Annotated in this window: 13 protein-coding genes, 1 tRNA gene and 1 pseudogene; 9 read left to right on the forward strand and 6 right to left on the reverse strand. The window is 39.3% G+C overall.

Annotated features, from left to right (window positions below; genetic code table 11):
• Positions 1 to 726 precede the first annotated feature (726 nt).
• The 3 genes from dps to gss form a co-directional block, all read right to left on the reverse strand.
• Positions 727 to 1,251 (reverse strand): DNA starvation/stationary phase protection protein Dps, encoded by a 525-nt coding sequence (gene dps / locus L652_RS0115400; protein ID WP_024595435.1) that lies wholly within the window; start codon positions 1,249 to 1,251, stop codon positions 727 to 729.
• A 235-nt stretch (positions 1,252 to 1,486) separates the two neighbouring features.
• On the reverse strand, positions 1,487 to 1,855 hold the full coding sequence (locus tag L652_RS0115405) for a DUF2237 domain-containing protein (protein ID WP_024595436.1): 369 nt from the start codon (positions 1,853 to 1,855) through the stop codon (positions 1,487 to 1,489).
• 135 nt (positions 1,856 to 1,990) lie between these two features.
• On the reverse strand, positions 1,991 to 3,859 hold the full coding sequence (gene gss, locus L652_RS0115410) for a bifunctional glutathionylspermidine amidase/synthase (protein ID WP_024595437.1): 1,869 nt from the start codon (positions 3,857 to 3,859) through the stop codon (positions 1,991 to 1,993).
• Between the two features lie 299 nt (positions 3,860 to 4,158).
• Between gss and L652_RS0115415 the strand changes: the two genes are divergently transcribed.
• The 4 genes from L652_RS0115415 to L652_RS0115435 all read left to right on the forward strand — a co-directional run bounded on the left by L652_RS0115415 (position 4,159) and on the right by L652_RS0115435 (position 8,453).
• Positions 4,159 to 4,992, forward strand: a complete 834-nt coding sequence (locus L652_RS0115415) for a mechanosensitive ion channel domain-containing protein (protein ID WP_024595438.1) — start codon at positions 4,159 to 4,161, stop codon at positions 4,990 to 4,992.
• A gap of 242 nt (positions 4,993 to 5,234) precedes the next feature.
• Complete coding sequence (locus L652_RS0115425; RefSeq protein ID WP_024595439.1) at positions 5,235 to 7,307, forward strand: catalase; 2,073 nt, start codon at positions 5,235 to 5,237, stop codon at positions 7,305 to 7,307.
• 101 nt (positions 7,308 to 7,408) lie between these two features.
• On the forward strand, positions 7,409 to 7,879 hold the full coding sequence (locus L652_RS0115430) for a GFA family protein (RefSeq protein WP_024595440.1): 471 nt from the start codon (positions 7,409 to 7,411) through the stop codon (positions 7,877 to 7,879).
• Between the two features lie 100 nt (positions 7,880 to 7,979).
• Positions 7,980 to 8,453 (forward strand): VOC family protein, encoded by a 474-nt coding sequence (locus tag L652_RS0115435; protein WP_024595441.1) that lies wholly within the window; start codon positions 7,980 to 7,982, stop codon positions 8,451 to 8,453.
• A 217-nt stretch (positions 8,454 to 8,670) separates the two neighbouring features.
• Here L652_RS0115435 and L652_RS0115440 read toward each other — a convergent pair.
• A tRNA-Leu gene (locus L652_RS0115440) sits at positions 8,671 to 8,755 on the reverse strand.
• A 391-nt stretch (positions 8,756 to 9,146) separates the two neighbouring features.
• On the opposite strand from L652_RS0115440, the gene L652_RS0115445 reads away from it, so the two are divergent.
• The 4 genes and pseudogenes from L652_RS0115445 to L652_RS0115460 all read left to right on the forward strand — a co-directional run bounded on the left by L652_RS0115445 (position 9,147) and on the right by L652_RS0115460 (position 12,793).
• The gene (locus L652_RS0115445; protein ID WP_024595442.1) at positions 9,147 to 10,136 is read left to right on the forward strand and encodes a fatty acid desaturase; all 990 of its coding nucleotides are present in this window, start codon (positions 9,147 to 9,149) and stop codon (positions 10,134 to 10,136) included.
• 401 nt (positions 10,137 to 10,537) lie between these two features.
• Positions 10,538 to 11,828, forward strand: a pseudogene (locus L652_RS01000000123940) (amidohydrolase).
• A 233-nt stretch (positions 11,829 to 12,061) separates the two neighbouring features.
• Positions 12,062 to 12,475: a GFA family protein gene (locus tag L652_RS0115455; RefSeq protein ID WP_024595443.1), complete on the forward strand. Its 414-nt coding sequence runs from the start codon at positions 12,062 to 12,064 to the stop codon at positions 12,473 to 12,475.
• A gap of 96 nt (positions 12,476 to 12,571) precedes the next feature.
• A complete protein-coding gene (locus L652_RS0115460; RefSeq protein ID WP_024595444.1) occupies positions 12,572 to 12,793 on the forward strand; it encodes a hypothetical protein in 222 nt (73 codons plus the stop codon).
• On the opposite strand, the gene L652_RS0115465 is transcribed toward L652_RS0115460, so the two are convergent.
• A complete protein-coding gene (locus L652_RS0115465) occupies positions 12,782 to 13,978 on the reverse strand; it encodes an MFS transporter (RefSeq protein WP_024595445.1) in 1,197 nt (398 codons plus the stop codon). The genes L652_RS0115460 and L652_RS0115465 overlap by 12 nt on opposite strands.
• Before the next feature lie 106 nt (positions 13,979 to 14,084).
• Between L652_RS0115465 and L652_RS0115470 the strand changes: the two genes are divergently transcribed.
• The gene (locus tag L652_RS0115470; protein ID WP_024595446.1) at positions 14,085 to 14,879 is read left to right on the forward strand and encodes a helix-turn-helix transcriptional regulator; all 795 of its coding nucleotides are present in this window, start codon (positions 14,085 to 14,087) and stop codon (positions 14,877 to 14,879) included.
• Positions 14,880 to 14,886: 7 nt separating this feature from the next.
• On the opposite strand, the gene L652_RS0115475 is transcribed toward L652_RS0115470, so the two are convergent.
• Positions 14,887 to 15,664: TonB-dependent receptor (locus L652_RS0115475; RefSeq protein WP_024603540.1), on the reverse strand; the 778-nt coding region annotated here is incomplete at its 5' end.

Here is a 15,664-nt window from a genome sequence, read left to right on the forward strand (position 1 = left end):
GCCTCTTGCGCTGCAATATTTGAAGAAGCCATTAGTAAAAGGGCTGCGGCACTGATTGCTGTAGAGCTACTTCTTTTATGCTTATTAATTAATGTTGAAGTAATTTGATTGAGTTTCATGTATCTCTCCCGTTTGGGTACGACTTGCGTCATTGTGTGTGTTGTTACCTGGTTTGGTTAACCAATTTAACGGTTTCTTTCCTGTAGTGTGTCATACAGGTGGTATGGTTGAAATTAATCCAATTCAACTTTATTTACAACCTTTGTTTACCAAAATTTCACAATGTGTATTACAAAAACCTCTTTTATTTTGCTTATATTTAATAAATTTAAAGGCTTATAGTGTGTTTTTATTTTTTTGTATTTTGAATGAATTTTATTGAAGTATCTTTACCAAAGGCATTTTTATATATTATTTGTACTATTTAATACATTTGTTAGTACTATTTTTAAATTTTATGCGTACTTTTATACGTGTTTAGTTTACTTTTTAAGTGATATTGACTTCGAAGAGCGACCATTAAAAGTTCTAAATGATTTATAAATTTGCGAAATAGTGGAGAGGTTAAAATAATTAAAAATCATTTTGGTAATACCAATTTTCTATTGTTTTTATATTGATTTTGTACTAGCTGGGGTGGGGGCGATACACTAGGTAGCGATAAATAGATTTTTACGCAAAAAAAAGCCCAGCATAATAATGCTGGGCTTTCTTACTTTAGATGTATTAGCTCTGTAATTCGCCTGTAGATGATTCTAAATGTGCTCGTATGAACCACTGAAATTGCTCTAAATCGGCTAGTTGGCTGGTGATCATATCTTCAGAGACCGGATCTAGCTCAGAAAGAGTCTCAATTGCTTTACGGTGATCGGCATTAACGCCGTTATATACTTTATCAAGCGCAGCCAAATGTTCGGTTACTAAACCTTTGCCTACAGAGTATTCGTCCCAAGTACGGCGATCTACAATTGATTTTGGTGTGCCAACAGGTACTGCACCAAGTGTCGCAATTCGCTCTGCAATTGTATCTGTCATTTCGCGTACAATGTCTACTTGCGGGTCTATCATTTCGTGTACGCCAATAAAGTTTGGTCCCACTACATTCCAATGAATATGTTTTAAAGTTAGTTGTAAGTCTATCAATGCAACCATGCGGTTATCGAGGGTAGCTATTGTTTTTTGGGCTGATTCGTCACTCATACCTGGCGCGGTAAATTTAGTTGTTTTGTTTGATTCGTTATTGTTACTCATAATTTCTCCTACTTAACTAATGTGTTGCTCATATAATGTGTTGCGTGATGAGCGTGACTTAAGCTTAATAAAGCAACTGCTATGCCGTAAGTTGATTTATTTAAAAAGTAATTTAAAAACAAGTGGTTATATTTTAAATTAAGGTTTTTAAGGCTGCAGAGGAGATTGGGTTTTTGAAAAGCCTGCATATATTTGTAAAATATGCAGACTTCGATTTAGTTACTCTTAGGTGTATTTAAACGTTGGCTATGTATTCGTGCGCTTTTAAAACATCGAGCGGCACTATTTCTAATGATTTTTTATTTGTAGCCTCAAGTACCACTGGTGGCGCAACGTTTGCTGAAATAGCATGAAGCCATCTTAGCGCACACAAGCACCATTTATCACCGGCTTTTAAACCTTCAAAATCGTAAAGAGGGTTCGGGGTTATTAAATCGTTACCTTGTGATTTTGAAAATTGTAAAAACTCATCAGTCATAATTGCACACACACTGTGATTGCCAAGATCTGATTCTGGTACATAACAAAACCCTTCACGTGTGTAGCCACCATTACCGCAACATAGTTTTAAGCGTGTGCCGAGTACATTAAATTGATTCGCCATGAAATACCTTAATTTGTGGTGTTTAATAAATTTACTCTATCAGGAGTAACTCGCTTGAGATAGCTATAAAACTTAAAAGAGGGAAGGGCTACACAAACTTAAGCCCGCAGCAAATTGCGGGCTTAGTATTGTTTATTATTTAATACGCAGCGCCATACAATCGCTATGGCCGTTTATAATCATGCTTTTATCAACGCGTACGCCACCACCAGAGTATTTTCCGGCGGCTGTAAAACTACATATTTGTACAAAGTAATCATCTACTTTAGGCAATGCAAATAGCTGTTGGTATATTTGGTCTTGCTCGGCAAAGTGCCCCATTGTTTTTTCTATAACTTGCTGCTGCTCATCAACGAGTTGAATATTAGCGCCACAGCGTCCCACTATTGGTTTAACTACATATCCGGTTTGTAATAACTCGTCGTTAAGCTCAAACGCAGTATTAAGTAAATACTTATGATTAGGGAATAAGCTCCACAGTATTGGCAAAATAGCCTTGTTACTTGGAATTAATGTCCACAGCGGTTCAAACACCATGACATTTTTACGCAGTAATACATCGACTAAGCGCGGCGTTTCACCAGCTTTGAATTGTGGTTCAAAGTTATCACCTAATGATTGGTCGGCTTCACACTCTTCACGAATTTGATCAAGTGCGGTTTCCCACGACCAGGTTTTCCATACATAACTCAGTTGTGCGCCATCTGCATCTACTATGTTGCCTGACTCATTCCAGCTAAGTGTGCTTAAGCCAATTACTAACTTACATTCAAAGCCAGCGGCTTCAATAGCTTCTTTCATAAATAATGCGTGGTAATGTTCTTCTGGTTCATCATCTTGCAGAATATGAACAAGACCTTTTACTTCACTTTTACGCCATGCTTTTACGAGATCTTTAAATAAATTTTGGCCTGCATCTACACCTGCTTTAACACCAAAGTGTTTTGCCCACTTTCCCTGAACTTTGCCGCTTTCCATGTAACACGATGCCGAATCGCAATTGTATTCGTAAACTTTTAAACCTGCTGCTGTTAAGGCAAAGTCAAATCGGCTGGTTATTAATTGGTTTAAGCGGTTATCCCACGATTGGCGAATTTTATTAAGCACAACATCGGGTAAATTAAACTTTTTTAATAACTCAGGGTGCTGCAATACATAGTCGGTTGCATGCATAAATAAGCCATGCAGCTCATTTGTTGCATGCTCAATGCTTTGCTGCGCCGTTTGAGATATTGCAAAGTAATTATGCTGATCTTCATCTACTGATGTAAGTTTATGGCCTTGCATCATTTCTACGTAGGCAGCTTCATCGTCATTCGCAATATTTAACCATGACTTGTTTGCTTGGCCTGTATCTACTGCTTTATGGGCTTCTATAATAAATAAATCAGTGTTTAGCTCAGACGTTGGCTCAGCATATTCTGTTTCATCAGTTTGTGTCATCCAGCCTAAAATAGTGGCGTCGCTGTAAGAGCACTCAATCCAATAGTCGCCATCTTTAGTTACTTTTGCTTTTAGTTCTCGGCACCAGTTTTGATTTGTTGGCCATATTTGATGCCCTACATTTTGCTCAGCAAGGCGTATTTTATCTTCGTGCACTTCAACAACGACAGCAACATGGCCTGTTTCTTCAAATTCGCCGCCTTCTTCCCAAATAAGTAAACTACCTACTTGAGGGTGATGTTTAGCACCATTTTTAAAAGCGTTTAGTGGCAATCTGTTTTGGCTATTTACATCGCGCACTGAACGCAGCTCAAAAATATCGTAAGCCATGGCTATGTCATCAAAAATATAACCATGGTTGAGGTACATCCATCTACGGGCAAACTCAACGCATTGCCATTTATAGCCCATGTAAATGCCATCAAGGTAACTACGATAGGCGCTACGATTAGGATAAATGCTTTCGTCAGCCGTATCATAATCAGATGAGTAAACAGCAACATTACCAGGTGCATAACCTAATAAAGTACCAAAATCACTAGCAGGAGCAGAAGATTTCATAAACAAAGGTGTTCAAAATAGGGTGTAATAATTTGCTGACTATATGAGCGAAACTGCGTTATAGCAAGATATTACTAGGTATAATCTTTAATTAAATATTGGTGCTAAATAGGGCTTAAAATTATATTTTATTAATCCATAGTTTTAAAAGCAGTAGTTAAGAAATCCCTCCTTCAAAGTGCTTATACATGTAAAACTGAACCTATATTCGTACTTTGGTTAATTTTTTGTTAAACTGTTGCGCGTGGTATAGCAAAACTAGCTAAAATTAGTTAAAAGTTTTTAAAACAGGAAAAATAATGGAAGACATAATAAACAACATTGATATTAATCAATATTTACCCGCTGCAATTACGTGGGCAACCAACATATTACTAGCAATTGCAATTTTACTTGCGGGCTTATGGTTAGCGGGCAAAGTACGCAATTTAATTATTGGCTTGTGTCATAAATACACTCATCTTGATGACACGCTTTTTCGCTTTTTAGGCAGCATGGCTCGATACATCATATTAGCGTTCGTTATTATTGCTGTGTTAAATCGCTTTGGTGTACAAACAGCCTCTATTATTGCTTTACTCGGTGCTGCGGGACTTGCTATAGGCTTGGCGTTACAAGGGGCAATGTCGAACCTTGCCGCAGGCGTTATGTTGCTAATATTTAGACCTTATAAAGTGAGTGACTTTATTGAGGCTGCAGGGCGTTTTGGTAAAGTAACAGAAGTAGATATGTTTACTACTATTTTACAAACGTTCGATAACCAACAGGTTATTATACCAAATAGTCAAATTTGGGGCGCGCAAATTATAAACCATTCACATCATCCAATTCGTGGTGTTGATATGCGTTTTGGTGTTGCTTACGGTGAAGATACAACGGCTGTACGTAAAGTTATAGATGCCGTACTTGCAGCGCACCCACACATATTAAAAGATCCAGCTCCTTTTGTTGAAGTAGAAACACTTAACAACAGCTCAGTAGACTTTTTAGTAAGGCCATTTTGTAAGGGCGAGCATTACTTCGATATTCTTTACACGGTGCCAGAGTTAATTAAAAAAGCACTTGATGAAAACAACATTGAAATACCTTTCCCACATCGTAAAGTTATTTTAGTTAACGAAAGCAAAGATTAATTAAATTTAAAAATGCATAAACCTAAGAGCACTTTTAAGTGCTCTTTTTTTGTGTGAAAAAGTTACATACCTGTGTAACCTTTTCTTTTATAAATCACCTCAAATACTACATTGTTATCTGTACAGCCCTTTTTTACTAGGTTGGATGGCTGGTCTTTATTTTGCATTTGCATAGTCGCTTTTAGCTTTAAAGCTCATAAAAACTATTGACCCATTAAATCAAACTGTATGAAGGACTAAACATGGCTGAATCATTTAAATACGCAGGTAATAAAGGGCATGGCGGTGAATTGCATCAAAAAGCGTCGGATGAACACCCTACCATGACCACCGCGCAGGGCTGCCCTGTAAGTGACGATCAAAACTCATTACGTGCAGGAAAGCGTGGCCCAGGATTATTAGAAGATCACATAATGCGCGAGAAGATCTTTCACTTTGATCACGAACGCATTCCTGAGCGTGTAGTGCACGCCAGAGGCTATGGTGCACACGGATATTTTGAAACTTACGACACGCTTGAAGATTTAACCTGTGCAGATATTTTTCAGCGAAAAGGTGAAAAAACCCCAGTATTTACTCGTTTCTCTACAGTTGCAGGTAATAAAGGGTCTCCAGATTTAGCACGTGATGTACGTGGTTTTGCGGTAAAATTTTATACCCAAGAAGGAAACTGGGATTTAGTGGGTAACAATATACCGGTATTCTTTATTCAGGATGCGATGAAGTTTCCAGACTTAGTTCATTCAGCTAAAGCCGAGCCAGATCGTGGTTTTCCGCAAGCGCAAACAGCACATGATAACTTTTGGGATTTTGTGAGCTTATCGCCTGAGTCAATGCACATGGTTATGTGGGCAATGTCTGATAGAGCTATTCCGCGCTCTTTACGCTTTATGGAAGGTTTTGGCGTTCATACCTTTAAATTTATTAATGCCAAAGGTGATGAAAAATACGTTAAGTTTCACTGGAAACCAAAAGGCGGCATGCAATCAGTTGTGTGGAACGAGGCGCTTAAATTAAATGGCGCAGACCCTGATTTTCATCGCAGAGATATGTGGAAATCTATTGGCAACGGCGACTTCCCAGAGTGGGAGCTAGGTGTACAGGTGTTTGATCAGCAATTTGCTGATGAATTTGAATTTGATGTATTCGATGCCACCAAGCTTATACCTGAAGAGCAAGTACCAGTGCAAATTGTTGGCCGTATGGTGCTTGACCGTGTTGTAGACAACTTTTTTGCAGAAACAGAGCAAGTAGCATTTTGTACTCAAAACATTGTACCAGGGCTCGATTTTACACCCGACCCGCTACTGCAAGGTCGTAACTTTTCATACTTAGATACTCAAACTAAGCGTTTAGGTGGTCCTAACTTTACGCATATCCCGATCAATGCGCCTAAATGCCCAATGCGTCATTTTCAGCAAGATGGCCACATGGCAATGCATAATCCAAAAGGGCGTGTTAATTACGAACCAAACTCATGGAGCGGCGACGAAAACAACCCACGCGAATGCCCAGTACACGGCTTTAAAAGCTCAAAGGAACCTGAAGTAAGCGGCGGTGATAAACTGCGTTATCGCTCAGAAACATTCAACGATCATTACAGTCAAGCTCGTCAGTTTTATTTAAGCCAAACAGAGGTAGAGCAGGCGCATATTCAATCTGCGTACGTGTTTGAGCTTTCTAAAGTTGAGCATTTACCAATACGAGAGCGTTTGGTATCGCACTTGTTAAATATTGACGAAACCCTCGCAAATAAAGTTGCCGAAGGACTTGGCTTGCAAGAAATGCCAGACCCAGCTGAAGCGGCTATGCCAACACGTAAAGACTTACCTGTATCTGATGCGTTAAGTATTTTGAAAAATGCGCCCAACACCTTCAAAGGCCGTAAATTAGGTATTTTAGTAAGTGATGGCTTTAATGCAGACATCTTTGAATCGGTTACCAATGCACTTAAAAGTGAAGGCGCAAACTTTGAAATTATTGCCCCACAAGTTGGCGGTGCTAAATGCAGTAAAGGTAAGCACTTTAAAGCTGATCAGGTTATTAATGGTGGTCCATCGGTTTTATACGATGCGGTACTTGTACTCACCACTGAAGAGGGAGCCGAAAAACTAGCTGCTATTGCAGAAGCTAAAGACTTTGTAAGCGATGCGTATGCACATATGAAATACATAGGCTACACACAAGAGGCTAAGCTTTTATTTAAAGCCGCAGGGCTCGATGACAAAGCAGATGATGGTTGGATTGATTTAGAGGCACACTCTGCCGATAAATTTATAAATACATTACGTAATTTAAGATATTGGAAACGTTAGTAAGCTCAATAATTAAAAAACCACAGCATGTAATTGTTGTGGTTTTTTTAGCTCACCTAGTTAAGGTATTAGTTCAAGCCAACAATAAAATTGGATATATTATGAAGCTTAATGGCGCTTGTCACTGTGGCAAAGTGGTATTTACGGTCAACTCAAAACACCCTTATCCTTATAATTTATGCTATTGCTCTGTATGTCGTAAAACCGCAGGGGGCGGCGGGTTTGTTATTAATTTGAACGCACAATACAGCACGCTTGAGGTTACAGGGCGTGAACACATAACTATTTATCATGCAAAAATAGGCGATAAAATCAGCCCTGCAGAGCGTCATTTTTGTAAGCATTGTAGTGCTAACTTGTGGTTATACGATGCACGTTGGCCTGAGCAAGTTCACCCCTTTGCAGGTGCAATAGATAGTGAGTTACCCATACCGCCAGAGCGCACTCATTTAATGCTTGGTAGTAAAGCAAATTGGGTAAATGCGCCCATTAATGAAAGTGACAAGCAGTTTGAAGAATACCCTGATGAAAGTATTGCTGCTTGGCATAAGCGTTTAAACCTCGAAAAGTAACGCAATTTTTTGTATGAGCTAAGCTTAAATTTAGGGGTAATTAAACGCATATTTAGTTAATTAAATATTAAAAATCACCGCGTAAGTAAAGGAGAATATTATGGCAGTCTCAGCAATACCAAAAGGGTTTCATTCAGTTACACCTTATCTAATTATGAATGACGCACAAAAAGCGATAGATTTTTATTGTGATGCATTTAGTGCTGAACACGTAATGCAGATGCCTTTACCTGATGGTGGAATAGCACATGCAGAAATAATAATTGGTGATTCGCATATTATGCTTTCAGATAATGGTTCTGAAGAGCATTTAAAAAACCCAAAAGAGCTCGGTGGTACAGCGCTAAGCCTTATGCTTTATGTTGAAGATGTTGATACCGTATTTAAAAAAGCAATTGAGCTTGGTGCAACAGAAATAAGACCCGTACATGATCAGTTTTATGGTGATAGGGCCGGCACGCTACAAGACCCATTTGGTCATATATGGATCATTGGTACACATAAAGAAGATGTTAGTAACGAAGAGTTAAATAATCGAATTGGGAATATAACAAATCAAGAGCAAGACGCATAACTCGCATGCTAATTAGATTTATGTAGCTTTCTAATTACGTTGATGGCTTCAATGGAAGGCTTGTGGCTTTTGCTTCAGCTTAACTAGGTTTTGCCTTGTTATCGACACGGTTTTCTTACCTAAAAGTAGCTCACTTAGTAAAGCGAATTGGTATAGATTACTAGTTAAATTTTAGGCATAAAAAAACCTCAGCCAATAATTAGCTGAGGTTCAAAAGTGGTACCAGCGGCCGGACTCGAACCGGCACTCCTTTCGGAAGGGGATTTTGAATCCCCCATGTCTACCAATTTCATCACGCTGGCATAATTTTTCTTTAATCTTTTAAGCATAAAAAGATAAAGAAAAACCACTTAAAATAAAAAGGATACTTATATACCTCTTATTCTGTATCCGCATTATACAAACAAAAGAGGGGGCGGCAAGCCTTTTCTTTTATTTGCATAAACAACTGATTGATAATTAATCGTTTATAGCAAGGAGACTCCACCGGTAAATTTTTTAAGTCTTTTTGGGCCGATATATAAAGCGAATATTTTGGGTTATGAGTGCTATTAAATTGTTATGCGATTGAATAAATGAGCAATTGAACTATTGATAATAGTTAGCCGTATTACAATAATTATTCCTGATTTATGCCGATTTTGCGCTTGATTCAGGTATTATTTGTACAACAAGGTTTTTAAGACATTAATTATGACCCAATTAAGTGCCAAACAGAACATTCAATCGATTGTTAAAGCTATTAAGGCAGAAGAAGCATTACTTCGTCAACAGCACCCATTACTTGCACATCAAAATACCTTAGGGTTAATTATTTTATTGCTATCATTTAGCGCGTTAATTGGTGTTGGTGCTTTATATTATTTAGCCCTAGTACCTGCTTGGGTATGTATAGTACTTGCGGCTATTGCTGCGTCTATTTCCCATGAGTTAGAGCACGACCTTATACATAAACAATACTTTAGCAATCAGCCTTTCATGCATAACTTTATGATGTTAGCAGTATGGTTAATGCGGCCAAATACTATTAGCCCATGGTACCGACGTAAAATGCATTTACACCATCACAAAACCTCAGGCACACAACAAGACCTAGAAGAACGCTTGGTGGGAAACGGTATTAAAAATCCATTTTTACGTGCGCTAGTTATTGTAGATGGGTTATTAGGGCTAATTATTTCTACTAAACGTTTTAGAAAAGAAATTAATGGCTTTAGTTTTTCGAGTGTTTTTAATGCGGGATTTCCGATAGCGACTGCGTATTTTGCTGTTTTATATAGCGTTATTGTATTTCATATCGTTGATTTATTTATACCACTTTCGCTAAATTCACCTAGTTGGTTGTTAAGTACAATGGATGTGTTTGAATTTTTAATGGTTGTGCTCATTGTGCCTAATATTATTCGCTCAAGCTCGCTTAATTTTGTTACCTCAAGCATGCATTACTATGGTGGCGTTAATAACATGCTTGAACAAACTCATGTGCTAACGAGTCGTTTATTCATGCCGTTTCACTTATTTTGTTTTAACTTTGGTAAAACGCATACCATCCATCATTTTGTGCCAAATCAGCCGTTTTATTTACGCCAAATGCTAAGTAAAAAAATACTTAAAGTAATGGCGCAGCACAACGTGCGCTTTAACGATTTTGACAGCATTAAAAATGCTAACGCGTATAAATAATTACCCCCAACATAAGGGGAGGTTCTGCATTGCTATTCTTATTATATAGTTTGAATAGCAATTATGTGCCAAGCCCATTACCCGTGAATTTACTCTACCCATCGCAACGTTTATTAAGCCCGACTGTCCGTGCGTTGGTGGACTATTTAGTGGCATTTTTAAATCAACAAAAGCAAAAGTGGTAGGCTTAATTAGCGCTAAACCTTTAAACTAAAAATAGATAAAACCAGTGAAAAGTGAAGTGGCCCTTCATAGTTGAGCATCTAGCTTAAATGGGATTGATTATTGTAGAGCCTTCAGTAATAGTGGTTATAGAGCAAACTAATTATGTTCTCAATAATACATAAGGGCTCGTGCTCATCAATATTATAAAACCAATAAATATAATAAGGACAAACAGGATGAAAAAATCACTAATTTCAATAGCGTTGGGCTTTGCTGCCCTTAGTGCGTTTAATGCCAATGCAAACATTGATCAGCAAGTTAAAAAGATAGAGCAGCAGGTTATTGATTGGCGACGTGATTTTCATCAAAACCCTGAGCTTGGAAATCGCGAAACCCGCACAGCAGGTATTGTCGCTAAGTACTTAAAGTCGCTGGGTATGGAAGTACAAACAGGGATTGCTTATACAGGTGTTGTGGGGCTATTAAAAGGCGCAAAGCCTGGCCCGACAGTAATGCTACGCGCAGATATGGACGTGCTGCCAGTTACTGAAAAAGCAGATGTTGATTTTAAATCAACTAAAACCACCAATTACCGTGGTGTAGATGTAGGCATAATGCATGCTTGTGGGCACGACACGCACGTGGCTATGCTAATGGGCGCTGCACAAGTGCTTGCAAACATGAAAGATGAGCTACACGGTAATATTATGTTTGTATTTCAGCCTGCAAAAGAAGGCGCACCTGAGGGGGAAGAGGGGGGGCTGAGTTAATGCTTAAAGAAGGCATATTTAAACAATACAAACCAGAGGCTGCTTTTGGGTTACACATAACATCTAGTTTGCACAGCGGTAAAATTGGCTATAGAAGTGGCCCTGCAATGGCCAGTGCAGACCGGTTTGAAATAACAGTACATGGCAAGCAGGCACACGGTTCTGCACCGTGGACTGGGGTTGACCCCATTGCCGCAGCTGCGCAAATAGTAACAGGCGTAAATCATATTGTTAGTCGCCAAATCAACATTACCAAAGAGCCTGCTATTGTCTCGTTTGGTAAGATAGCGGGTGGGGTACGTAATAATATTATTCCTGAAGAAGTCGAAATGGTAGGTACAATTCGTAATTTTGATATGGATAACCGAGCACAAATATTTGAAAAAATAAAAACCACAGCCACGCACATTGCTAAATCGTCAGGTGCTACTGCAGAGGTACACATTCACGAAGGTTATCCGGTAACGATTAATAACCCAAAGTTAACTGCGCAAATGTTACCTAGCCTTAAAAAAGCAGCAGGTAATGAAAACGTAGTTGAAATGGGAAAATAACCGGCGCAGAAGACTTTTCGTTTTACGCATTAGAAGTGCCGAGTGTATTTGTATTTTTAGGCGGCACACCAAGTGAGCAAGATTTAAATACAGTGGCTAGTAATCACTCACCTTATTTTTATGCCGACGAATCATCGTTTAAAGTAGGCACTAAGGCGCTTAGCCTGTTAGCTGTTGATTATTTGAACGCACATAAAAGATAGCTTAAACACACCACGTTACGCTATTAGCTTAACGTGGTATTGCTGTTTTATTTAAAACATCGGATCATGTTTTTAGCACTTGTTCAACGTTGAAAATCACTCTCAAAAATTAAAAATCTAACCGAACATACAAATGAACCGGCGAGCAGTTTTTTTATATTTTAAAAATAATGAATCGATATTTCCGGTCTTATATCTCGACTCAATCTTCATAAGCATTAAGGATTTAAATAATGGAAATTACTGGAAGCTGTTACTGTGGTGAAATTAAATACCAAGCAAAGTCTCAAAATAACAACGCACTTGTTTGCCATTGTAGCGATTGCCAACGTATGTCGAGCGGCCCATTTAGAGCAGTCATAATTGCAGAGCCAAATTCGGTCGTGTTTACCCAAAGTGAGCCAAAAGAGTTTGTTAAAACAGCGCAAAGTGGTAACAAGCGTGCGCAAGGTTTTTGTGGCACATGTGGTACAACACTTTATGCAACTAACGAAGCTAAAGCTGACCGTGTATATGGCTTGCGTATTGGTGCGGTTGATCAGCGTGATCAGTTTACGCCAACAGCACAAATTTGGGCTAAATCAACATTGAGCTGGTTGAGCGGCTTACACGAAGTACCTGCGTTTGATACAACCCCACAAAACTAGTTAGTTGGGGTTATCAGTATTACTTTTTAGTAAGCGGTTTGAAATTTATTAAACCAAATAACTGTCTACTTATAAGTCAGTCATTTGGAGAATAATATGTGTAGTTCACCTAAAAGCAGCCGAGCAGTGAAAAAAACAGCCATTAGTTTTAATGATGAGCTTACTCAAGAGCAGCGCTTGCGTTTTGCTGCAAAAGATAATTTAGCACAAGAGCGCCGTGAACAGCGCGAAGTAACGAATAAACGCTATGAGCAAAAGCACGCGAGTAGTAAACCTTCGTCTGGTTTATTTTCGTGGTTACAGCAGCTAGTTAGCTGATTTAGCTAAAGTGGTGTTTTTACCACAGCCCAAACCACATAAAGCACACAGTACTCCGGCAATAGCGCACAACCACAATGGCGCACTCCAACTTCCCGTAGTCGTGTGTAATGCACCAGCTAGCATAGGACCAATAGCCGCGAGCAAATAACCTACGCTTTGCGACATACCTGAAAGCGACGCTGCTTGTTGCGAATCGTCAGTTCGTAAACTAATAAACGACAGCCCCAATATAAAACATGCCCCAGAGCAAAAGCCCAGCATTAGGGTCCAAACAAAAGCAAAGCTAGGCATGTAAAGCAGTCCCAATGCACTGAGTGCACTCAACATGGCTAAAATAAAGCTAAGCGCGCTTTGATCTTTTAATTTGGCAAGTAACGGAATTAATATTAAACCCGGTAATGCAGTCGCTATTTGAAAAGCACCATGATAAGCACCTGCTTGGGTAGCTGAGTGACCGGTTTCGGTTAATATGCTTGGTAACCACGTAATAATTATATAATTTAAAAATGAGTTTAAACCCAGCAGTAGGGTAATTTGCCATGCTAGTAAATAACGCCAAACACTTTTTGACGTGTTAGCGTGTTGAGCAATACTCGCGGGTTTTGTGTGCTTACTTAATTGCGACATCCATACAATAATACTCGCCAGAGTAATAATGGCTGATGAGCCCAGCGCAAGTTGCCAGCCTAATCCGTTTAACTGACTCAGCGGAAATACCAAAGTAGAAAACCCACCCGATACCACGCCCATAGTAAGCACGTAGGCTGAGGTCATTAACGCAACCTTTGCAGGGAAGTCACGCTTAATTAAACTTGGTAATAATACGTTTGCAATGGCAATACCCACACCAATAATAGCGGTGCCCACAAAAAGCATGGCTGAGGTATTTATTACCCGCGCTGCAACCCCTGCAAGTATAAATAACAAAGCTACAAACAAGGTGCGCTCTAACCCTTGCTTTTTAGCAAGAGTTGCGGCCATTGGCGATACAACCGCAAAGGCAATGAGTGGCAATGTTGTTAAAAAACCAGCTTGCGATGCGCTAAGCCCAAAGTGATTAATAATTTGTTCAAGCACAGGTGCAATACCTGTAAATGTGGCGCGTAAATTCGCGGCAATAAGTAATATGCCAAGCACAAGTAATATGCCAGCAAAGCGTGATTTAGGTGTGTTATTTAACAAAAGGGAAGACCATTAAAGCTAATACTTAATGGGCGCTAGTATAAAGGCTTAGCAAAAACTATAATTTAGAGATAATGACATTAAATAACTAAAAACAGACAAAACTATGTTTGATGCAATTGGCTGGGACGACATTAAAAATTTTGAAACTATGGCGCAGCCCATAATAGCCAAAATAGAGCATGCCCATGCAAGTCACGAAATACCACTGCATACCCATCCAAAAGGGCAATTAATTTTAGCGCTACATGGTTATGTAACGTGTGAAGTGTCGGCAAAAATGTGGATGGTGCCTACGCACAGTGCAATTTGGATCCCAGCACAAAAGGTGCATAGTAATAGGGCGTCTGATAACGCGCAGCTTTGTCATTTATTTATTGATAGTAGTAAAAACGGTATGCCGCTAAATACCTGTACTTTAGCTATTACGCCGCTGGTTAAAGAGCTAATGTGTGAGTTGGCTGGGCATAATCAGCACTATACTTTAAATAGTAAAACAGCGCGTTTAGCGCAGGTGTTATTTGATCAACTTATTGAAATGCCCGTACAACCACTTGATTTTGTATTATCTAAAAACGAGGTAATTCAAACCATGAGCGATCAGCTTATAAATATGCCAAACAACCGAAAAACACTACCACAATGGGCTAAGCAGTTTGCATTAACTGAGCGCACATTAGCGCGGTTAATTAAAAAAGAAACAGGCATGACATTTGGAAAATGGCGTACGCAATTGCATATAATTACAGCCTTAAAAGCGCTTTCTGATAAGCAAAGTGTGCAGCAGGTGTCGGAGTTATTAGGGTATGAGTCGGTGAGTGCTTTTATTACTATGTTTAAAAAGGTAATGAAAAAGTCGCCCATGAAATACATGAGCGACTTAAATCAGCTTAGCCCTTAAATAAGCACTACCACGTGTAAGTTGCCGAAAGCATCGCGTTACGAGGCCTACCCGGGAAGTATCTGTCACCGGTGAAACTGGTGTAATCGGCGCGCTCCGCATAAGCCTCATCAGTTAAGTTAATAATGCGGGCAAGCACTTCAAGGTGATTAGTAACTTGCCACTGAGCGCGCAAGCTTAAAACATCATGCCCTTGGTATTTATTTAAGTTTTCTGGGTCGGTGTAGTAGTTACCAACGCGGTGCCACTGCAAAGCAAATTGCGCGTTGTTTAATGCCTGCCATGTTAAATCGAGATTAGCAATATTACGCGGCGCGGTATCTATGTCGTTGCCGTTTATATTTAAACCGTTAAGTATTTGGTTGTTAGTATAAGTATGCTTTGCGTGTGTGCCTGCAAAGTTAAGTGCAAGCGACTTAGTGAGCTGGTAGTCAAGCTCAAGCTCAATACCACGATGGCGAGAGCTGCCATTATTTACCGTAAAAAAGTCACTATCGCGGTAAATCGTATTGTGTTTACTCATAGCGTAAACCGACACGCCATAACGTAGTTTTTCGTAAATCCCTTTAATACCAAGCTCTGCGTTATTTGCTATTTCGGCGCTTAAATTTGCAGTAGTTTGCTCGCGTTGTAATTGGTATAGCTCAGCCGCTTGTGGCGCTCTGTAACCACGAGAAAAGTTCGCATAAAGCGTGTTATTTGTATTGTACTGATAACTAACCCCAAGCTTTGGCGATAGATTACTAAAACTATTTTTAGCACTCGCTGGGCGGCTGTATCGGCAG

The organism is Pseudoalteromonas sp. TB25, assembly GCF_000497995.1.
GTDB classification, from domain to species: domain Bacteria; phylum Pseudomonadota; class Gammaproteobacteria; order Enterobacterales; family Alteromonadaceae; genus Pseudoalteromonas; species Pseudoalteromonas distincta.